Source organism: Acinetobacter sp. 802_lipA (assembly GCF_058242885.1).
The window spans coordinates 38,636-59,509 of sequence record NZ_JBZAYP010000002.1 but is presented as its reverse complement, the minus strand read 5'-3'; the positions used below and the strand labels follow the sequence as shown (position 1 = coordinate 59,509).

Annotated in this window: 15 protein-coding genes and 5 pseudogenes; 10 read left to right on the top strand and 10 right to left on the bottom strand. The window is 40.0% G+C overall.

Translation table 11 applies throughout. The annotated features are described in order from the left end of the window. Window positions 1–224: 224 nt before the first annotated feature. Window positions 225–323: pseudogene (locus AC4CU3_RS17990) on the top strand (ATPase); the annotation flags it as partial. Window positions 324–758: 435 nt separating this feature from the next. Here the strand turns inward: AC4CU3_RS17990 and AC4CU3_RS17985 are convergent. The 6 genes and pseudogenes from AC4CU3_RS17985 to AC4CU3_RS17960 form a co-directional block, all read right to left on the bottom strand. After that, a complete protein-coding gene (locus AC4CU3_RS17985) occupies window positions 759–1,682 on the bottom strand; it encodes a RepB family plasmid replication initiator protein (protein WP_004777687.1) in 924 nt (307 codons plus the stop codon). Between the two features lie 210 nt (window positions 1,683–1,892). Beyond that, window positions 1,893–2,120: pseudogene (locus tag AC4CU3_RS17980) on the bottom strand (transposase domain-containing protein); the annotation flags it as partial. A 104-nt stretch (window positions 2,121–2,224) separates the two neighbouring features. Continuing rightward, window positions 2,225–3,886 (bottom strand): group II intron reverse transcriptase/maturase, encoded by a 1,662-nt coding sequence (ltrA, locus tag AC4CU3_RS17975; RefSeq protein WP_005167203.1) that lies wholly within the window; start codon window positions 3,884–3,886, stop codon window positions 2,225–2,227. A gap of 576 nt (window positions 3,887–4,462) precedes the next feature. Beyond that, window positions 4,463–5,863: pseudogene (tnpC, locus tag AC4CU3_RS17970) on the bottom strand (IS66 family transposase); the annotation flags it as partial. A 74-nt stretch (window positions 5,864–5,937) separates the two neighbouring features. Further along, window positions 5,938–6,273 (bottom strand): IS66 family insertion sequence element accessory protein TnpB, encoded by a 336-nt coding sequence (tnpB, locus tag AC4CU3_RS17965; protein ID WP_216070743.1) that lies wholly within the window; start codon window positions 6,271–6,273, stop codon window positions 5,938–5,940. Beyond that, window positions 6,270–6,653 carry a transposase gene (locus tag AC4CU3_RS17960; RefSeq protein ID WP_490738207.1) on the bottom strand — a complete coding sequence of 128 codons (384 nt, stop codon included), beginning with the start codon at window positions 6,651–6,653 and terminating at the stop codon, window positions 6,270–6,272. The genes tnpB and AC4CU3_RS17960 overlap by 4 nt, the downstream gene beginning before the upstream one ends. Window positions 6,654–7,611: 958 nt before the next feature. On the opposite strand from AC4CU3_RS17960, the gene AC4CU3_RS17955 reads away from it, so the two are divergent. The 6 genes and pseudogenes from AC4CU3_RS17955 to AC4CU3_RS17930 all read left to right on the top strand — a co-directional run bounded on the left by AC4CU3_RS17955 (window position 7,612) and on the right by AC4CU3_RS17930 (window position 10,917). Next, entirely contained in the window at window positions 7,612–7,854 is a 243-nt protein-coding gene (locus tag AC4CU3_RS17955; protein WP_004777684.1) for a hypothetical protein, read from the top strand. Window positions 7,855–7,905: 51 nt separating this feature from the next. Beyond that, a pseudogene (locus tag AC4CU3_RS17950) lies at window positions 7,906–8,103 on the top strand (IS3 family transposase); the annotation flags it as partial. A gap of 42 nt (window positions 8,104–8,145) precedes the next feature. Further along, window positions 8,146–8,646: pseudogene (locus AC4CU3_RS17945) on the top strand (SOS response-associated peptidase); the annotation flags it as partial. 111 nt (window positions 8,647–8,757) lie between these two features. Continuing rightward, window positions 8,758–9,384 (top strand): LexA family protein, encoded by a 627-nt coding sequence (locus AC4CU3_RS17940; RefSeq protein ID WP_000038641.1) that lies wholly within the window; start codon window positions 8,758–8,760, stop codon window positions 9,382–9,384. A gap of 14 nt (window positions 9,385–9,398) precedes the next feature. Beyond that, on the top strand, window positions 9,399–10,694 hold the full coding sequence (locus tag AC4CU3_RS17935) for a Y-family DNA polymerase (RefSeq protein WP_001190352.1): 1,296 nt from the start codon (window positions 9,399–9,401) through the stop codon (window positions 10,692–10,694). 4 nt (window positions 10,695–10,698) lie between these two features. Continuing rightward, the gene (locus AC4CU3_RS17930; protein WP_000550047.1) at window positions 10,699–10,917 is read left to right on the top strand and encodes a hypothetical protein; all 219 of its coding nucleotides are present in this window, start codon (window positions 10,699–10,701) and stop codon (window positions 10,915–10,917) included. A 312-nt stretch (window positions 10,918–11,229) separates the two neighbouring features. On the opposite strand, the gene AC4CU3_RS17925 is transcribed toward AC4CU3_RS17930, so the two are convergent. The 3 genes from AC4CU3_RS17925 to AC4CU3_RS17915 are packed head-to-tail and all read right to left on the bottom strand — an operon-like array spanning window position 11,230 to window position 17,299. After that, window positions 11,230–14,430 carry a tyrosine-type recombinase/integrase gene (locus tag AC4CU3_RS17925; RefSeq protein WP_490738478.1) on the bottom strand — a complete coding sequence of 1,067 codons (3,201 nt, stop codon included), beginning with the start codon at window positions 14,428–14,430 and terminating at the stop codon, window positions 11,230–11,232. Window positions 14,431–14,434: 4 nt separating this feature from the next. Next, entirely contained in the window at window positions 14,435–16,822 is a 2,388-nt protein-coding gene (locus AC4CU3_RS17920; protein ID WP_490738477.1) for a hypothetical protein, read from the bottom strand. A gap of 12 nt (window positions 16,823–16,834) precedes the next feature. Continuing rightward, a complete protein-coding gene (locus AC4CU3_RS17915; protein WP_490738476.1) occupies window positions 16,835–17,299 on the bottom strand; it encodes a hypothetical protein in 465 nt (154 codons plus the stop codon). Window positions 17,300–17,573: 274 nt separating this feature from the next. On the opposite strand from AC4CU3_RS17915, the gene AC4CU3_RS17910 reads away from it, so the two are divergent. The 3 genes from AC4CU3_RS17910 (at window position 17,574) to AC4CU3_RS17900 (ending at window position 18,957) form a co-directional block, all read left to right on the top strand. Then, window positions 17,574–17,741, top strand: coding sequence for a YhfG family protein (locus tag AC4CU3_RS17910; protein ID WP_002125865.1), 168 nt, complete (start codon window positions 17,574–17,576; stop codon window positions 17,739–17,741). 12 nt (window positions 17,742–17,753) lie between these two features. Then, the gene (locus AC4CU3_RS17905) at window positions 17,754–18,350 is read left to right on the top strand and encodes a putative adenosine monophosphate-protein transferase Fic (protein ID WP_004658347.1); all 597 of its coding nucleotides are present in this window, start codon (window positions 17,754–17,756) and stop codon (window positions 18,348–18,350) included. Window positions 18,351–18,699: 349 nt separating this feature from the next. Further along, on the top strand, window positions 18,700–18,957 hold the full coding sequence (locus AC4CU3_RS17900; RefSeq protein ID WP_004726728.1) for a hypothetical protein: 258 nt from the start codon (window positions 18,700–18,702) through the stop codon (window positions 18,955–18,957). Window positions 18,958–19,381: 424 nt separating this feature from the next. On the opposite strand, the gene AC4CU3_RS17895 is transcribed toward AC4CU3_RS17900, so the two are convergent. Further along, complete coding sequence (locus tag AC4CU3_RS17895; protein WP_490738475.1) at window positions 19,382–20,851, bottom strand: hypothetical protein; 1,470 nt, start codon at window positions 20,849–20,851, stop codon at window positions 19,382–19,384. Between the last annotated feature and the right edge of the window lie 23 nt (window positions 20,852–20,874).

Sequence of the window (20,874 nt, the reverse complement as noted above, 5' to 3'; positions counted from 1 at the left end):
GAAGTTGTAGCAAAACTCGAAGTACAAATATTTTATTTTTGGTGATGCGCGGCTATTTGAAAAGTAGCGAAGTTGTTGCGCTTTAGTGAGCTGGAATTTGAATAGCAGCATGAAATATGTTTGTTATTTGGACCGCTTTAATGGGTAAAATTCGGCTGGGAGTTTCGCTACAGCCTCGTTAGGCATGGCCATGAAAATATTCCTAGATAGTAATATTGTTAGGCACTCTGCAACTACATATCGCACTATGGATATCTATTTTGGCGGGGGTAACGCATCATTGTCATATCGTCGAAACAGGCAATGAGTCTTGGCGCTTTAAAGAATCGAGTACCAAGGGAATTGCAACAAAGCGAACTAAACCACGACAAACCAAAATAGATCAGGAGGAGTTAGCCATCAATTAATTGAGTTTCACGACTGTAATATTTTAACAACTACGTGGGTCAATTTTAGATGCAAATAGTGGGTCAGTTTTTAGTGACATTTGACAATTGCAGCGTTAAAGTGAACGGATAGCGCGAAGAATGCGGCCATAAAAATAAGTGTGCCGAGCAGACTCATAAGGGCAGGGAGATGCTTTTTAATTTCGTTTTTGTAAATCGTTATTTTGATATGCAACATATGGATCAATCCTGATAAATTAGGCAATACCTGCATGTCAATGCAGATTCATTTTATACGCCAGCAACCCCTTGCTGGCGTTTTTTTTATGGGACTAACCATACCTGTTAATTCTGACAGGTAGTCTCCATAAATCAATCAGTTTTTTCTAGACTAAATTCTTCAGCCGCTTTGTAGTCCGCTTTGATCTTTTGCAATGCCTGAACCATTACAAACCCTGACTGTTCAGCATAGTCACGCACGTATTTTTCGGTAATTTCAGGATGATTTACCGTGATCTCTTTGAATAGCACCGACTCAAAACCCGCAAGCGCGGATATGTTTCGAGGTGGTTTAGGTTTACTGACTTTCTTATGCTCAATTACTGGCTTTTTAGGCACAAAAAAGAATTTTAGCGCATGGACAGTACGTCCTCGCTTCACCTGTTCGTAAGTCACGGTGTAATCGGTGTGTTGATTGATCTGTTCTAGTGCCACATCAACAACCCGTTTTTTTAGATCGAAGATTCGATCATATTTTTCATCAAGCTGGAACATTATTTTTATTTCATTTAACTCTAATGTTCTGTTTCCAATGGAGCGATATTGCATAAAAAGTTCATAAAAACGAATCGCATAAACACTGGTCATTTGCTGAATATATTTACGGTCGTAAGTCGTAAACGGATTATCTTTATTGAATACGGTAAACATGTAAATCACTTCGGCAGGGAATGAAACGTCTATCTGCCCCATGCCATTTTTATACTCCAAACGATACACCCAGCGGCATTTCACAGGATTACCCGCACCACTTGTATAACTAAAATAGCGACCAAAAAGACGATCTACAGCATCCTGCAATCCCTCATAAGCAGTATGGCTTTCAATGCCGCATTCTCGCGCAAATTCGTCCGCCCTAATGGTTAGAACTTCTCCTTCCTTCAAATTTTGCTGTCGCGCTAGACCGCTAGCATGGATGAAAAGTCGCTTTTCAGTGAGCGTCATGCCGTGTATCGCTTCGACCAATTTATTGCTTTGTGCAACGGTACTTAAACCGTATTTCTTTTCCTTAGCCATTAAACGCATCCGTTAAACTATAGCGTTATACTGACTTAATAAAACATTGTCGTCAATAGGTCGGAATCTGTCGTCTTTAAGGTCGGAATCTGTCGTCTTATGTACGCTGTAATCGTTACACTGCAATGGTTACAGGCTGGCTAAAAGCTTTAAAAGCTTTAAAAATATATAAAAGAAATGTAAGCGTCCGCTGAACCCCATGTCTATTTTTTAATTTGAGTTGGATTTCCAGCGGTGTGGTAGCAATTCTTCTATTTGGGTCACTTTATGGGTCGGCAATCTTTTCAGCACATCACTTAAATAGGCATACGGATCCAGCCCATTCAGCTTTGCTGACTGGATTAAAGTCATGATGTTTGCCGCTCGCTGACCACTACGCAGCGAACCTGCAAATAACCAGTTCTTACGTCCCAACGCCCAAGGCCGCACCTGGTTGTCGGGTAGTCAGACGCAGTTACCTACGTCCAACCCCCTAAGAACCGTGCATGCGAGTTTCCCAGCACACGGCTCAAGCCTCTGCTAAGGCGCCATTCGGCACCCGGTTATACATCGTTGACATTGGCAAACTGAACACTCCTCGGACAATACAGATGGTAAATCTCAAGATTAGCAACTGCATCCGTTCCACCATGACTTAGCTTCACAATATGACGGCTGTGCCATGGTGTATCTTTGGTGACTGGTTTAAGACAGGCGCAGCAGCGACCACCTTGTTTTAGCCACACCCGATACAGCTTGGCTCGCCCCTTTGCGGAGACCAGCATTCTTTTACCCCATCGGGATTCGAAGTACTCATCCCATGCGGGGTCATGAGGGTTAGCAGCAGCCTTGATCTTGATATGTCGCACAATTGGCGTGTCCGAGGCAGACACTAATGTGTATTGTCGCTTCCGACCATCGGCGGACTGTTCATCACATGAGAACACCCATCGACGCGCTCCTTGTACTTTGAAATACCGATCTTTGACCCATCGGAGTGTCTTGCGAGGGTGGCGACGTACAGCCCATCGCCAGAGCATTTCCCACACTGCGTTGTCTACCTGGTTGAAAACCTTCTTGGCAACGACATGACTATGATAGTTGGCCCAACCCCTTAGAATCGGGTTGAGCAAACCGATCAAAGTGGCCTGTCGTGTCGCTTTGTTTGCATTGATTAATGCTCGCAGCTTGTCAAGATGAGCGCTGATGTTTGCCTTTGACGGCTTGATCAGTAGCTTGCCGTTGTACTTACGTACGTTCCAGCCAAGAAAATCGAACCCGTTCCCTATGTGCGTGATTTTGGTCTTTTCCTGAGAGAGCACGAGACCGCGCTGCGCCAGAAATTCAACCACGGCAGGACGAACTTCATTTTCGAGCCACTCTTTAGAATACCCCGTGATGATGAAATCATCCGCATACCGTACCAGTTGCAGCTTTTTGCCTGTCCATTTGGCGTTAGAGAACCTCTTCGCCAGCATCGTTTCCAGTCCGTCCAAGGTCATGTTGGCCAGCACCGGGGAGATAATACCTCCTTGCGGTGTTCCGGAAAGACTGGGAAACAGCTTGCTTTGGTAGACGTAACCGGCTTTGAGCCATTTCCGTAGAATCACCTTGTCCATTGGGAGGTTGGCGATCATCCAGTCATGGCTGATATTGTCGAAACAGCCTTGAATGTCACCCTCTAGCACCCACTCCGCACTTACTTTTCTTGACAGCACACCAAAGCACTGTGCTGCAGCATCCGCGGTTGAGCGTTGCGGTCTGAACCCATAAGAGTTCCGATCAGCGATGGTCTCCGCGATGGGTTCCAAAGCCAGCAGATGGAGCGCCTGCATGGCCCGGCATTTCATCGTGGGTATCCCGAGAGGTCTCATCTTGCCATTTTTCTTCGGAATAAGGACTCTCCGAAGCGGAAGGGGCGTGTAACCTCGCCTCTTCAACGACATCATCGCACCGGTCTTGGCCTTGGGTGTATTCCAAGTCACCTTGTCGACCCCAGCCGTGTTTTTGCCTTTGTTTTCAGACACTCGTTTGACGGCCAATGCTTTGCCACTAAACGAGTGAGTCAGCAGCCATTGCAAAGCTTTCGCCTTGTTATGCCTGCCGTCTTGTACCGCCTTCACAATACGCGCTTGCAGCCCTCTGACATGACGCTGTACAGCAATCCAATCGATGCTGTCCCACGATGTGCTGGAAGGTGCACACGCTGATACTGCTGCATTCATTTGCTCTCCCTCCATTAAAAGGGTTCTACACACTCTCTTGTGATGAGAGACCATAAGGACGTCAGCCCGCTTTCGCGTGGGGTAATGTTTCAACCTCTATCCAACCCATTACAGACTGGCATTCGCTTTTTCCTCGTTCCTTCGCCCGCATCACCATGGGCAGTTTTTGCAAACTGCTTTCCCAATGGGAGTAATACGGGATTTCCACGTTCCGCTTACTGAAGTACATCGGCTTAGGTGCCTGCTATCGACCGGGAGGCGTATGGGTCACGAATGCGTAGTCGAAAGACGCAATTCCCACCTCCATTACCGTTTTGGTTCGAGCGTATCAGCCATTTCCGCTCGTTCAACTTAACGATCGTTACGCAGATTCACATGTGTTCACCATACCGATTATCTAGCCCTTGTCCGGCTATGGCTGCCAGAAGGGTACGCCTCTCACGATTGATACCCCGCACCTTGCGGTGCCTCGTTACATTGTCGAAGGCGCTCTTTATTCAGCCTTCTAGATTCACCCGGTGACACGGGTGGTTCCCGCAGGGGGGAACAACTTCATTAAGCGACTTCGTGTCGCACTTCCACCCAATTATTGCAAATCGGTAGATTGCCATCATCCAGATAGCGGCTTAAAGCTGGCCAACGCTTCAGAGTGTAATTGATGGCCTTGGCGGTTGGAGAACTCGATGGCACCGTCAGTTGATGCTGGTTGAGCCATTCATACAGTTGTTGCATCACCGGTTGACTATGCTGTTGTCGGTATTCGCGGCGCTGTTCTGCTGTACCATCGGTCTTTCTCCTGAGTTCTGCTTCTATGGCATACAGTTTCTGAATCAGCACTAAGGCCTGTTCAGCGACCTGACTTTTCTTGGTCACATGCAGTTCATGGAATTTACGACGAGCATGCGCCATGCAGCCCACCTCAATGACTTGGCCTGATTTAAAGCGTGCTTTATAACCACTGTAATCATCACAGACCAGATGGCCCTGCCAGTCTTTCAGGAACGCTTCAGCATGCTGGCCTGAACGACTATCCTGAAAGTCATAGATCACGGCTTGAATTGGATTATATTGGGTTGTTGCATAGGCCCAGACATAACCTTTCTTCGGTTTTTTCTCATCATCACTCATCCGCATGATGGTGACCGGCGTTTCATCGGCATGGATCACCCGCTGTTGCAGCACCACCTCTTTTAAAGCATTGGCCAGAGGTTCCAGTTCTACACCGCAGCGACCTATCCAGTCAGATAAAGTTGATCTAGAAAGCTCGATTCCCGCCCGCTGATAGATCAGACGTTGACGGTACAGCGGTAAATGATCTGCGTATTTCGAGACCAACACATGGCTAAGCAGTTCAGGACTGGCAATACCTTTATCAATCACATAGGCGGGCATCGCTTGCTGAGTCAGGGTGTCACACTGATCACAGACCCATTTGCCACGCACATGCTGTTCCTTATAGAACTGTGCCGGTCTGAAATGTAGTTTTTCACTGATATCTTCGCCGATACGACGCAAGGTGCAGCCACAAGCACATTGGGTTGATGTTGGTTCATGCTCGATACGGATGGTGTGTAGATGATCGGGCAGCAGTCGACGTTTAGGTTTGTTGACTGTGGCTTTGTGTGTCGCTGCATCAGTTTTATCTGCATTCAGCCGTTCCAGTTCCAGATCAACAGCGGCAATATCTTCTTCGACCGCTTCATCCCACAGATGGATTTGTTTTGCGGTGAGATGTTCGTTTTTACTGCCAAATTTGTGCTGTTTAAATAGTGCGAGCTCATGCTCGTATTTTTGCGTGAGAATGGAAAGATGTTGAACTTGAGCATCTAATTGCAGATTGGATACTTCAAGATGCTGAACTTTGGCATCTAATTGCTGGTTTGATTGTGCCAGAGACTGATGTTGCATTGCCAACTGTCTAGTAAATTCCAGCAGTTGTTCATGGGTCAGTTGGCTTAAATCAGGCAGTGTATTCATGACCGCAGTATGCCTGAGGTCATGAGAAGAATGAAATAGAACGTTTGGAGAATAGCAGAATGGACCAAGCTAGTTTAGAGCATTGTGACCAATTGCTGTCGTCCAATGCGCTGCCAAGGCAAACCCTGGATCAGTGCCTGTAACTGTTCTGGACTGAGTGCCAGGGTTTCACCCTGATGAACTTTAGTCCAGTGAAATTTGCCCTGTTCCAACCGCCGAGCACACAGCCAGATCCCCAGTCCATCATGTACCAGCACTTTCATGCGATGGCCACGTTTATTACAGAACAGGTAAGCACAATGCGGTTTAATGTAGCCAAAGGCTCTCACCACCTGAGCCATGGCCGTATCCATACCTGCACGCATGTCCATGGGCTGGGTAGACAACCAGATTTCATCGATACGGATCATGTTGTAAGTGCCTTGAGTAATTCTGCTAAAGCAGATATTTCTGATACTTGCCATTTCAAGCCAATTTCTGCTTTTGAGTGGGGTAAAGTAATTTGAACCGTTAACATGCCAGTAGAAATAGGATCTAATGGTGCAGAGCAAGATAAGGCAATAAATGCAGGTTTATTCGGTAGTAGTGAGCGATCATTCCCTGGCTTAGCATCAATTAAGCGAATCCATTTGGATACAAGATGTGTATTCAATCCATGTTGCAAAGCGACCGAAGCAATTGAAACCTCCGATGCTTTACACGCCTGAACGATCTGCTGTTTAAATTCAGCACTATATGTTCTTCGTTTTATCGTAAGAGATGCGATGGATGTCTGGTTATTTGTAGTCATAAATTTAAGTTCCCACTTGTTTTTAAGTGAGGACTAAATTAAGGCTTATAGGACGAATTCATAAGGTGTGTTTAGCGGACGCTTACAAAGAAATCGCAAAATAATTTAGATCAAAAGCGAAAAAATAGAGCGGCTTTTGAGAAGAAAAACAATGAAATTGCTGTGCCGATTTTCAGCAGAAAATTGGATGCTTTTGAGGAATCAGGAACGAAGAATCACACCCCTCAAAAAAGGGGTGTGATTGGAGAACTACAGAGCAGCAAAAATATGCTGTCCTGTAGACCGAAGTTTTACTGGCATTGCCAACTCAACTTTGGATTTGTACCGCATTACCACAAGTCTCTTAAAACTCAACATCCGCCAAGACGTTGATTCAGGTGAGCTGTCCAGGCCCACCTATTTGGTTTTTCTAGTGCTTCGTACCGCCTTACACCAACAACTTTGGCTTTCGCTCATCAATCGCTTACGTTTTTATTCGCTCGAAATTGACTCAAACGCTACTGACCAAATCTCCCACACTGTAAAATTCACTTATGCCCGATTCAAGATCGGTTTTGGTGAATACGGCTTAAAGTTCACTTGCCAAAGCGAACAACCGCAGTGCTTCCCACGTTATTACATCAGATCTTACCGAGCAGAACCCGCCTTTCTCCAGTGCTGTAACCCTTCCATTTTCATCGGTAGGGGTTCCAAAAAGTAACCAATTTATCAGTCACAACACCATCCACGAATTTAGCGTACTTGCTCTCTACAATGCGTGTTTAACCTGTTTGATGAAACAGAGGTAAAACCACGCAATTACAGGCTTAAGCTATCCAGCGATCTTGAAAACTTGCGTTCTCAAGTACCAGTCAATCCAGATTTCTCCTCATGACCCGAATACGTCACCGTAACAACCGTAAATCCCTACATGAATGAGCATCAATGTCTGTAAGCACTGCTATTAAAGGCTTGTACCGTGCAACTTTTAAAGATTGCTGACCGTGTAGAGTTTGTTAGAAAGCAATATGATTCAAGTCATCAAAAAGTGATTGCTTTGATCTATCTTTCTCAAGATGCTCACCCAATCAGTGCAATGGCTGGCGATTGCACAACTTGGGACGCACACGACATTGAGAAATCTAAACGCTCTATTCGTAGACACAACAAAACTTGTCTACTTATAGATCGTAGAGATACGGTTTTAACAGCAAGCAATTAAGCCATCACCCAAGCCAAGGATAAGAATAAAATATCTCAATAAAAAAAGGGTAATGCACCGATTGAAAGTTTCTGGGGCATACTCAAGAATGAATTAGTGCATCATTGCAACTATAAAACCAGAGATGAAGCTAAAGCAGATATTACAGAATACATTGTGTTATTTTATAATCAGCGAAGAATTCAAAAGAGTTTGGATTTTAAAACGCCAAATCAAATAGCAGAGAACTTTTATCGGTTAGCTGCCTAGCATATCCCAAGTGAAAGTCTCCTGCTAATTCAGCACATATCAGAGCTTGATATTGCAAAGTTTGGATTACTACCGAGCTGGGCGAAAGAATTGAAGTTCAGCAGTCATACTTATAACGCCAGAACTGAGTCTGTAGCAGATAAGCCTAGCTTTCGACATGCTTGGAAGTACAGCAAGTTCTGCCTAGTCCCAGTACAAGAATTTTATGAGCCGAAATACATCAATGACAAGCCACACTGGTACACCATCAAGCGTAAAGATGATCAGCCTTTTACTGTTGCAGGGATCTATGATGATGCAGTGATTAATGGCAATAAGGTACGTTCCTTTTCAATGTTGACCATCAATTCGGACCATCACCCTTTTATGAAACAATTCCATGCACCGAAGGATGAGAAGCGATCCATCATCGTTATTCCAGAACAGTACAGAAAAGACTGGCTAACAGCCGATCATGAACATGCGCATGAATATTTCTTTCAAATGCCCGATGAATTCGTCACATTTCCACGCGATGAGCAGAAACAAAACGTCTTATTCTGACGCATCCTTGTTTATCCACAACTTTTTAAATTTGAATTTTAAACGCTGTTAGTAATATCCTATTTAAACAAATTCTACTTCCAAACACGCCTCGTAGCGTAGGAGTATCTCATGTCTAAGAAGTTGCCTATTTACTTCTCTGACGACGCATGGTCATCTTTACAAGAGCTCATGGGTCCAGAGGGTAAACCAAGTCCTACCATCAACACCGTGCTTGAACAAATCGCTGTTCAAAATGAGCTTGTTGAAAAATTAGGGCTTACTGCTGTCCTACCCAAATCCAAAGTATCTATTCCCGTCTCTTTAGAGCGTATTCCTGCAGGTCCGGCCTTCAGCACCAAGGATGAGCAAGACAAAGCACTCGATCTGAATGAGTTCCTGATTCACAACCCTATTTCTACTTTTATTGCCTATGTAGACAGTGAATCCATGCTCGATGCTGGCCTAGAGATTAATGATCCAATCATTATTGATCGCAGTATTGAAGCCAAGCATTACGATATCGTGGTTGCCCTGATTGATGACAATGCCTCGACCATTAAGCGGCTGATGATCACCAATAAGATGTCCAAGTCTGAAATCAAAGAAATATTTGGAGATGAAGATTATCCGCTTCCAGAACTTTGGTTGAAGGCTGAAAATTCGAATTACAATCACATCATTCCTGATGATAGTCAGACCATATCAATCTGGGGTGTGGTGACTTTTAATTTAAAGCGTATTTATCACCGCTCATAAAAAGAAGAATAACCATGCAAAGTGAAAATGAAATATTCGCGTTAGTCGACGTGAATAATTGCTACGTCTCGTGTGAGCGTGTGTTTAATCCTGCCTTGAATGATCGCCCAACCATTGTGCTCAGCAACAATGACGGCTGTGCCGTGGCCAGAAGCCAGGAAGCGAAAGACTTAGGCATCAAGATGGGTGTTCCTGTATTCCAAATTAAAGAGCTGATCAAACAACATAACATTCAGGTGCTATCCAGTAATTTCTCCTTATATGGCGAAATGTCCAAGCGCTTTATGGAGCTGCTTGGGGACTATGTTGCACCAGGAGATCAAGAGGTCTATTCCATTGATGAATGCTTTCTGAAGCTCACAGCTTACGAGCATCTATTTGACCTGACTGTATATGCTCAAGACATGAGGGCTAAGGCTTGGCGTTGGTTAGGCCTACCCTGCTGTATTGGAATTGGTCGCTCTAAAACCGAAGCCAAGATTGCCAATCATCTCGCCAAGAAAAACAAGTTCTTCAATGGGGTCTGTAATCTGGCCCATATGGACCCATGCTCTACAGAAACGCTACTCGCGCAGGTTGATGTGTCTGAGGTTTGGGGCGTAGGCAGACAGAACTGTAAGAAGCTCAATACTATGGGTGTTCAATCTGTGCTGGATCTGATCAATGCCAATCCTAAAGAAATCAAAAAGCAGTTTAGTATCGTGATGGAAAAGACGGTGCTTGAGCTACAGGGCCTTTCTTGTATTGACCTTAGTGATGATACTGTAGCGAAGAAGCAAATCATCAGCAGCCGTTCATATGGCAACCCAGTGTATGAAATGGATGACATTAAAGCTTCGGTTCGGCTTTATGTGGCCAGAGCCGTGAAACGAATGCGGGAAGATGGCTCAATCTGCAAGATGATCGGCGTGTATATCCAAACCAGTCGCTTTGATAAGACAGAGCGCTACTCGCCTTACATCGTCGTTCAAATGCATGAGCATACGGATGATCTACTGCTCATCACCAAGGCCGCGATGAAAGGCATCGATCAGATATTTAAGAAAGGCTTTAAGTATAAAAAGGCGGGAATCGTGCTGCTCGAAATTACAGATCAATCCAAGTTTGTGCCCGATCTATTCACGGACTATTCACATAAGCAAGAGCGAGAAAGGCTTTCAGATGCCATCGAAGCCATCAGTGAACGGTTTGGGAAGAATCTCGTCACGCTAGGCATTGCCAACAATAAAGAAGCCACATGGCACATGAATCAAAACCTTAGATCACCTTCGTATTTAACCAAATGGTCTGACTTACCAAGAGTAGGATAAAAACATGCACTTATTTAAATTAACTGACGAACAACTCGCACAAATTCTTATCCCGAAACGATTTGTACCACCTACTCCACCTGAACATGAAGGCAAGAATATGGTCTATGTATTTGATAGTGAGGATAAGTTTGAACTGACTTATGATGAGCTGGTGGAAATCATTAGCAAAGCTAGAATGGCTGGTCCGAAGTTGATACCTGTCTTAGGCACCGTGAATTAAATTGTGCAGTGTTCGCACGCCACTTGAAACATAACTTGATTGGAAATGAATTTGGGCTGAGAAAAATTCAGTTCAAATTTAACCTGACGGGCACACTAAAAAATGGGTAATTGTCAGATCGAGTTTGGACTACAACACTTTAGCTCATCGATTTACCATACCGCTAATCTTCACACCATTTTCGTAAATCCAGCGATCAAACTGTGATACTACATTCCGCTTATTAATCCAAGTCAGCATGGTGCTTTTCATAAAGGCAGTTTACTTATAAACAGGGAAATTTCTAAACAATTCCCCTTTAACATGCTTAGGCTATTTGATCCAGAGTTCATCTTTTTGCATCATTTTTAACATTAAATTAAATATAACCAGCGGAGTAACATTTTTTTTGTTAGAGCCGACAACTCTTTGAAAACTAAATTTAACGGTTCGCTCAGGAGCATCCAAATTAACTGGGTAGTTTTGTTTTTCTAAATACAGATGATCTCCTAACATTGGCTCTATACCAGTAATAAAATTAACAATTTGTTGCTCATCACCTTTCATTCGGCATTGAAAATGTAGAAAATTCTTACGCAGTTTTCCAAATAATAATAATATTTTAAGCGCCTTAACCATGTTCTTTTCTTTCAGTGCATCTTGCTGCCTATCATCTTTATAATGAAAATCAAGGAGAGGAATTATTTCATCTGGACGAGTCAGTTTTTTAGCCTTTTCGTAAAGTTCATCAAACCAACTCTCTTCTAAATTCTTACTATAAACATAATTCGTTTTTAAATTAAATTTTTGGCGATCCATCCATTTAGTGCTCATCCATTGACATCGTTGCATCCATTCTTGAGCTTGGGTATCTTCGCTTAAACGACCTTCTCTAAAACTTATCAAACGTTGAAAAGGTGTCAGAGTACTCTTCTCTATACTAAACTTCTTTTCTTGTCGGCCAGCCATCGTAACTGGCTGTGTTTGCTGATAAGAATTAAACCATTTCTGCTGCTGAGTATAACGATTTAGGTTTATGTAGTCTGTACTTGACTTCACTGGACTAAAACACTGTTCTAATACTTTTTTTGAAATGATACACGGCGAATTATAAATTCGATCGACTGCTAATAAATCCAAAACATGAAGGTAATTTGAAGCCGTTTGCTCAATACTGCTATGCCCCATCCAAGAGGCGAGCACCTGCCATTTATGTTGAATAATCTCTTCTTGAGCACGTGCTTTCATACCAAACAATAAATCCCTCATCTTTTTTGCTTTTACCCAAGGACAATCTGTGTAGGTCTTGATCATTTCTTTTGAACCGAGCAAAGTTATTGCTAGATAGTTAGCAGCACTGTGGCGTAATGTATGAAAACTAAAGCCATGATGCATACCTAATATTTGACTAAACAAATCTACTGTAATTTTGCTGATACATTGATCAGTTAATACACGATGATTCACACTAAAAAGTAGATCATCCTGCTGATTAACCAAATATTGCTCATAACGATGTTGTATGTAACGTTGTACTACTAAAAACTCATGTTCTGACAATGCAATTTTCAAAGGTATTTGACGATTTGCACTTTGCGTTTTCAGACGGCGATATGAATTGTTCTGAATATGAAGCGTGATATTATTAAAAGCTGTATTTTCTTTTTCTTTACAAAGTAACTCTGGGCAAATAATATCTTGTATTTTAAGACAACGAACTTCATTTAATCGAAGTCCAGTTCTATAACTTAGTAAATACATCAGCTTTAAACAACTCAGATGATCGACCCACTCTGATGCCGTTGGCTCTTGACTTAAATTTTCTAGTTTTTCCAATAATTTGCCAAATAGCAAAGGACTCACTAGCCGTGCATTGCAAATTTGTAAATGCTTAAAACTTGAATTCTGTAACACCAATACCCCTGGAGCATCATAATTCTCTATACAGAATTGATGAAAATCTTTTAGGCGACCAAAACGGTATTCTGCGCTTTGGTGCATCTTACGAGAGGTTTTTCCTTTCACCGAATCTCGTTGAACTGCTTTTTCATCACGTTCACTGCTGTATTTCAATAGCTGCCGATATAAATCCTCATAGTCATCTATGGATTGTTGCTTTAAATCTAATTTATTGAGCCAAATCTCAAATATAAATTCTTTGCCAAACGATCCTAAGTAGCTTTCAATAGTTGATAATTGAAGCCCTCGTTTTTTTAAATGCATTAACCAGTGAATTAAGCGTAGTTGAGCATCAATTAAAGACTTTTCCTCCGTATTAGCATCAACTATCTTCTCCTCTAACACCCTTCTAGTTTCTTGCCAAAAACGTAGCGTGCGTTCTTCTTTATTCCTCTTTTTATCTAAACGCTCAACTTTTTGACCTTTACGTTTCTTTTGACCAAACAACATCAACTCATACGGAATCGTTTGTAATTTGCTTTGAACAGTCGGAACTTCAGGAAGTAACTGCTCTTGTTCAAAATGAATAGGGCGATTATCTGGTTCTGTGACTTGATTGTAATCATTATTCCACAGCAATCTAAATTCGGATGGCCTTAAAGCAACAGTATTAATCTCTTGCTGAAGCACATTACTCAAAAATATATCTATGCTGAGGTTTGGATTAAATTCGAGTACCATTTGCACATCATTAAATGCACGAAATCCACGGCGTTTAATTTGATATTGCAGATCCCCAAGACTTTTTTTCCTGCCTATCTTACTCAAGCTTTCTAAAATACAATCTTCAACTGAATGTTGCAGACAAAATTCTTTCTGAGTGGCTTTCAACTTTTTTAAATATTGTAAAATGAACTGCGCATATGGGTTAAAAAAAACATGTTTCCATTGGTACAACTTTCCCTTTTCTACATCGTTGCCATATTGAGAGTTTTCAACACGATAATGTAGTAACAATGGATTAGTAATCTTTTGATAATCAGAATGGTATAACCGAAAACAATTCAAATTTTTACCAAGCTCAATGGCATCCTGCAATTGTTTCTGAATAGTAATCAAATGCTGTTCATCTGCACAGCCTGAAATATATATAAAACTTAAGCATAAATTTCCCCATAAGTACTTCGGTTCATCCCAATATTCAAATGAATCTTGCCAATACTGCCTTAATTCCTTGACTACATGGATATGTAGATGCCCCTGTTCTAACCGTGACTCTGTACTCTCAATTTTTCTAGGCAGTACGATCCGTTTAGTATGTGGATTTAGCTTAATTCTGTATGATTTTTTATCTACATTCTGGTTGAATTGCTTCCTTCTTTTATTAAATTCATCTTCAGTAAATTGCATCAGTTTTGATTGTTCGTCTCGGCTCAACTTTTGACTCAAACAATCAACACTATCTTTAATGTCATGCCATTTTTCAGCGATCTGCTGATCAAGTTTTTGCTGCATGTCTTTCGTCAATACTTCAGGTGAAGAAGGCTGTCTATCTAGCGACTTTTTCACCAATTTATGAATATCAACAAATAGATCATCTAGTTGCGGTTTTATTAGTTCTTTGATTTTTTGCATACAACTATTTTCGCTCTAAGTGTTTAATCGATAAAAATTTGACATTATCTTGCAATTGCTGGCGGGCTTGCTGTACATAGACATTCGGAATAAGTGAAGAATGCGGATGAAAAGCCTCTCGGTCACGTTGATCATGACCATAAAGAGCCTGTATTAAATGGAATGCTAAAGCAGTTTTTTCTTCTTCTTTTTCTTCTTTTTCTTCTTTTTCTTCTTTTTCTTCTTTTTCTTCTTTTTCTTCTGCATACATCAAAAAATTCATATCAAAATGACGTAACCAATTCGAATACATATTCTTTGGAAAGATTCCTTCCATATATAAATTTACCCAGTTTCGAGATAAAGGGATTAACTTAATTTTTCTGCTCTGCCACTCTTTGACAGTTATCGGCAAGATATCTTTACTATCAATGAACTTGCCAAAAAGATCATTTACAGTAATTTTCTTTGTAAAGACTTGTCTAAAAAACGAACCGTACGCTTCAATAATTTGTTCTAAAAAGACTGTGTAATTTTGCAGTGTTTTTATGAAAAAATCAGATAATGGGATAAAACGACCATCTTTTCTTGCTTTACTATTTCTTTTATCGTTTACATATAAAAGCTTGAGCTCAACACAATAATCATCCAAATTCCCCAACAGGTTTTCTTTAGGCCGACTTGCCAAACTCAACAAGCTGATATGCCACATCCAACATGCGTATGCATTCAGTTGATTAATGATATGTTGATCTTTTTGAATATTTTCTTGGCAATGTTTATGTAAAAAAGCAAATTGCTCTTTCACAAAACTGGGTTCAAGTGCCAGTTGGCTCCCTATCCTTCCGATAGATAATGCAGATTGCACTTTGAATTGTTGTTGCAATATTTTTAGTTCAGCCGTGTCTTCAGTAAATTCCGAGGAATGTGGTGTAAGTGCTGTTTCTACAAAGGCTAGATATGTGCTACTGAGTTGAGCTTTCGGTAGCCCTCCATAATAGATACCAGGCATGTGATGCTGACTATCCCGCCCAGCAATTACATGAGCTAGATATTCATTATACGTTTCATAATATATATGAAAATATAATTGAGCCTGCAGTTTTTCAACAGTGATCGAACCTACAAACCGATTATCAAGCCAATTCTTAAGTTTTGTATTAATGTCTGTTGAAGAAATTATTGGATTCGATGCTTGTTCTATATAGTCAAACCAAGCAGAAGGTAAATGTAGTTGATGTGTCATCACTTCATTCCATCGCTCATCATTTAAGCTCTTAATCTTCTGCTCTGTAATTTTAAGATTTAATTTGAGTAAATATTCGCGACGTCTACTTGAACCATTTTGGATCAAAATTCCATCTTGAATAAGCTCGTTAAAATCCATCAGTGCGACGGGTGATAATCCCGTCAAAAGTGACAATAAACATGCTGCAGCGATTGCAGCATCATTCCAGTCCCTATTTAACTCAGTTCTCAACACATAAACAATTTGCTTCAGTATATCTGGCGCCAAATAATGTGGATTTGTAATAAATGGCGCATGACGGCGTTGGCGATGCCGCGTGTAATACGCAGCATAATCACTAATTAAATGATTAAAATTTTTAGTTTTTTCATCTTCAGAGTATAATTCTACTTCAGTGTCCAATAACTCAATTTCACGATCTTCATCTTTGTGAAGAGAGGCATCATAAAAACTGATCTTTGCGTTATGTCCGATATCTTCATGCTTACCTGATTTTATTTCACGAAATTTTTTGAGTTCATTTTTAGTGGGCCATTTCAAAACTTTGCTTTTTTTTGACTTACGCTGACGATGAACAACACGACGATCATCTAGTCTTTTAAAAATTATTAATAGAGCCGATAAATACTCTATGACTTGTACTTGTTTGAAATCTTTAATATTAAAAAGTTGATTACGATCCTCTTTTTTCAAATTACGTTCGTACGTGACATAACAATTTAGCAGCTTACTACACTCATGAAATAATTCAGCATTATTAGAATCCAGCACATATCGTGAGACATAGCGTAATAGGTCACAAACATGTTTTTGCTTATTCTCAGCTTTATCAATTTTTGCAAATTCTTGATACTGCCGATATGTTAAAAAACTCGCTTGCAAAATCAAATAACGTACAGACGACAACTCTTGAGTATTACTAATATTCGGACATGAAAAATAACTCAAAGCAGCCAAAAAATAATACTTACCGATCTGTCTGGAGCCTGATATATAGCTATAAATTTGTTGTGCTAATTTGTATAGCGCGTAGACTTCTTTATACAAATCATCTGATAGATCAATAAATTGTGTATTCACAACATGATTGCGTAATAAACAATAATCTTTTTGGAATTTTTCTGCTAAATCTAAGAATTGCTCTTCTGTTTCAATCTTTGGCATATTCGCTTTCGCTTAATTTTTTATCAAATTGCATTGGTTAAATTCATTACGATCTGAACAATTTGGTAAAAGTTGATCTTTTATTGAACTCTTTGTCAGCTTAAAAAATCTAGCAAAAAATTTAGCATCCAGCTCTTTCTGAGCTTTTCTCTCAAAGCACAAGTGTTGCTGTGATTTTTCGATAAAATCATCAAGATTATGTATCAACTGTAAGATTGCAACATAATTAGAATGTACACGTAAGCATGGCTCCGTTTGCATTAATAGCAATATTTTTTGCCAAATTTTCACATAGATTATTTTGAACTTTGCTTGTACTACTACTTTCTGGCTCTGTTTAATCTTTTTGATTTTCAGTAGTTCTGATTTAATTTTTACTATCTTAAATTGAACATTTTGTCGCTCAAAGCAAAAGGGCATGATAAATTGCCCCATAAATATCTCTATATTTTTTACTAAATAGTCAAATTTTAACATTTTTATCGATATAAAAAATGAGCATATCTTTGTATATTAAAATTCATTTAATTTATCAACTAAATTTTCTCAAAATTACAATTATCAACAAATACATATGGTTTACTTATCATGGGTGGTCTAAATTTTAAAAATTCTTCCACTTTTTTTTAGTTTTCTGTTATTACATGAAACAATACCGTTGTATTACATTTTGAAATGCTGTGTATGCAGCATTGATCAAAAAGATTCTCTGCTATACTTACTTCACGTGTAGCATCAATGGAGTTTCGAAATGCTCAGAACCACTGAACAGAAAAAAAAATATATTCAAGCGACACGTGCGCAAAACTATCAAGCCAGCCTAAAGCTTGAAGGCATTACAACGACAGCTCAAACAACTCAACAAAGTAAAGCTGAAATCTTGCAAAAATATAAGAAGTATTCGCAACCCGAAACTTAGTCAGGTGCATGTATGGATAAATATGGGGAAATGGGTGACAGCCTGTATTGTTACCCTGGCACAAATATCCTAAAGAACAAACTCAATATTCATGATGAACAAATTTTAGAACAAGCTGAACTAGAACTGTCTGGATTGGCAAGTAACTTAATTGAATATGCTGAACCACCTTACGACTTACAATACTTAAAATCAATTCATGCGCAGCTCTTTGGCGACTTATACGACTGGGCAGGAAAGTTAAGACAAATCGATATTTCCAAAGGTGACACCCGTTTTTGTAATTTTTCCCGTATTGAAATTGAAACCAATAAACTACTCAAACCGCTTCAAGAAAAAAAATACTTTCAAGGCTTAGCACCACAACAACTGATTCCTCAACTTGCCGACTTGTATTGTGAGCTTAATGTCATACACCCATTCCGTGAAGGTAATGGACGTACACAACGGATTTTCTTTGAGCATCTGATTGCTCATTGTGGTTATGGTATTGATTGGTCTCGCATTGACTCTCAACAACAATGGATTCAAGCCAATATTGAAGGTTTTTATGGTAATTTAAATCCATTAATTAAGATTTTTGAAATATGCTTTATTCAAAATACCTAAAATTTAAGTAGTCGAAGCCCACAATCCTTAATGAGCCATCATCTTTGCTTCAATCCACTGATTAATTTCCCAAATAAACCAACAATCACGATTCTTAGAAATCTTAATACTCTTCGGGTAATTTAGGATCGTAATATTCAGATTACTTATCCAGAATTGAATAGATCGTTAACTTAGATAGACTTTTAAGCAATGTAACTTGCCGCATGTTTATCAACATATGTCTCAAAAAAGTCTGCCCATACATAGATTTATGGCGTTTAGTGCTTAAATTTCAGATTAATCTTCGTCTGATGACCTGAATGGATGTTACAGATTACATGCAGGTGAATTACTCTGTGGCTGTATCATGGCTTTTGTGCAATCCAATCCATTTGATCCGAATGTTCTCTTTTGCAATAAAGCAGCCTCTTCTGCTTTTCCTGAACCAACGAACTATGTCATTGATTTGATTCAACCGACAACAGTGATGCTGAATCAAATCTCCAAAGAAGGGATTAAATGCAAGAAATGTGGTAAGAAAAAGATAGGGGATGGAAGTTATTATCCGTCTAATTGGAACCAGCCCATGAGTCGAGATCAGTTGAGTAAGAATCATTTTAAATGAATAAGAGAAGGATGGCTTACCTCACTTCTCCGAATAACAATGCTATGCTTTTCAACCAAGGTTATAAATTGGCAACTACATTTCATTCTTCTTCATGCTGGTCCTATAGCCTGTAGACAATTACTACATCATTTGCATTCAATGCTCAATACAGCCTGTCAGCAGAACCGCAGCGATACTTTTTTTCGTGCATACATGTAGTGTTTAAATCCATTCATTTTTCAATGATCCTCTGCCGTTTATCACATTTATGGTCGATCTTTAACCTTGTGAAAAATGCACATACCGATCCCTTCAAACTGTCAAATTTATGTATGCATGACATTTAAAGAAAATTATCTGATCAATTTTTTTAGGTAAAATTCATCAAGAAAAAAGTTATTATTATTCATAACATCACCAATAACCACATAAAAACAATAATTTAATAAATTATTCTTCCAATTTTTTTATATTTAGTGTTATTACGCCCAAACTCGGAATCATAGTCAGTAAAACAACGTACCAGTGCTATGCTGCCTTTTAAAAGGATAGCCAAATGTGAAGCGGTACTATGCCTGAAAGCGTGAAAGGTATATTGATGATCGTTTGTCCCTAATACAGTATTAAACAGTAACTGGGTAATTTTTGATAAATTTGTACTGGATAAAGGTTGTTCACCCAGCATAAAGAGCTGTTTGATTTTTCTATTGCAGACTGCTGCAGTCGCTTTAGAGCCAGGTAACTGGTTTTGATAAAAGCGACAAAATCCTGTGAACTCGTCCGGTGCTAAAAAATAAGCTAAATCAAACTGACGCGTGGCATTATCACTTTTCAGATCACGCTCAGAATTTAGACGAATCCTAAGGGTGAGATCATCAATATCACCCATTGTTTTTCTCATTTTATGGTGAGATCGATCGTCTTTCTGCTGATCTAAAGCGGATTCAAACACATAATAGAGCTGTCGATTGTCAGGATGTTTTCGTAACTGCGGAGATACAAAATCATCGATACAGATCCCGGCAGCTTCATCAATACGCAAGCCCAGTCTAAATGCCAATGTATAGACCCATTCTAGACAGGTTGCATCCTGCTCAGTCAGACCCAAAGCTTCTGGGTATTCTCTAAGAATCCGTATCATCAATTGAAACATCTGCGGACTAATGAGTCTGGTTTTTAAAAATAAACCGTCACTTTGACGTTCATATAAATATTGCACAATCGGTGCACGATGATTCTTGACTAAGTATTGGTGAAAGGCTTTCAGCCGATCAAAGGCATAACCCGAGGTATTGTATTTTTTATTGTTGTTGGTTTGTGCGGTCGTTTTATGATTTTTCTGATCATTCAGCAGTTTTTCTTCAACAATCGTGCGATACATTTCCTCAAACTGCTCTTCAGTGGCTGTATCTAGATTGATCTGCTGTTCTAGAACATAACAAAGTAGGTCAAGCACAAAACTACTATAGTAACGCTTGATTGTTGAGACTTTAATCGCTGCTTTCCCATGATAAGCAAATTCGTTTTCTAACCACTGACACACGCGTAAATGTGCAATAGCCACTACATAATCTAGGTACTCGCCATTTCCAGCCTCATACGCAGATTTATAGTCCTCAGATTTTTGGATGCTTTCTTGGAGTTGATCCGCAAGCTGTTTGGGTTTGATATCCTGATGAAAAGATAAAAGCCAGGATTTCAGCTCATGACGTTGACCGGTTCGTCGATCATGAAATGTTTTGACTGTAACTGTAGGCATCTCCAAGTCTAAGACTTGAGGCTTTTTTTCAAGATTTTTGATTCTAGCTTGAATAGTTTTCCAGCAATCGGGTTGATCATAGAGCTGTGTATACTGCTCATAGATTAAAGGCGAAGTGATGATCTGATTGTTCAGTACACTGGTACTTAACACATTGAACCGTACCGGGTTTGTCG

What these genes read in the sequence shown, in the direction of transcription:
- AC4CU3_RS17930 (WP_000550047.1), top strand. Translation starts at nt 10,699, where the DNA reads ATGCACTTATTTAAATTAACTGACGAACAACTCGCACAAATTCTTATC.
- AC4CU3_RS17960 (WP_490738207.1), bottom strand. Translation starts at nt 6,653, where the DNA reads ATGACTACAAATAACCAGACATCCATCGCATCTCTTACGATAAAACGA.
- tnpB (WP_216070743.1), bottom strand. Translation starts at nt 6,273, where the DNA reads ATGATCCGTATCGATGAAATCTGGTTGTCTACCCAGCCCATGGACATG.
- AC4CU3_RS17935 (WP_001190352.1), top strand. Translation starts at nt 9,399, where the DNA reads ATGCAAAGTGAAAATGAAATATTCGCGTTAGTCGACGTGAATAATTGC.
- AC4CU3_RS17920 (WP_490738477.1), bottom strand. Translation starts at nt 16,822, where the DNA reads ATGCCAAAGATTGAAACAGAAGAGCAATTCTTAGATTTAGCAGAAAAA.
- AC4CU3_RS17900 (WP_004726728.1), top strand. Translation starts at nt 18,700, where the DNA reads ATGGCTTTTGTGCAATCCAATCCATTTGATCCGAATGTTCTCTTTTGC.
- AC4CU3_RS17925 (WP_490738478.1), bottom strand. Translation starts at nt 14,430, where the DNA reads ATGCAAAAAATCAAAGAACTAATAAAACCGCAACTAGATGATCTATTT.
- AC4CU3_RS17910 (WP_002125865.1), top strand. Translation starts at nt 17,574, where the DNA reads ATGCTCAGAACCACTGAACAGAAAAAAAAATATATTCAAGCGACACGT.
- AC4CU3_RS17915 (WP_490738476.1), bottom strand. Translation starts at nt 17,299, where the DNA reads ATGTTAAAATTTGACTATTTAGTAAAAAATATAGAGATATTTATGGGG.
- AC4CU3_RS17985 (WP_004777687.1), bottom strand. Translation starts at nt 1,682, where the DNA reads ATGGCTAAGGAAAAGAAATACGGTTTAAGTACCGTTGCACAAAGCAAT.
- AC4CU3_RS17905 (WP_004658347.1), top strand. Translation starts at nt 17,754, where the DNA reads ATGGATAAATATGGGGAAATGGGTGACAGCCTGTATTGTTACCCTGGC.
- AC4CU3_RS17940 (WP_000038641.1), top strand. Translation starts at nt 8,758, where the DNA reads ATGTCTAAGAAGTTGCCTATTTACTTCTCTGACGACGCATGGTCATCT.
- ltrA (WP_005167203.1), bottom strand. Translation starts at nt 3,886, where the DNA reads ATGAATGCAGCAGTATCAGCGTGTGCACCTTCCAGCACATCGTGGGAC.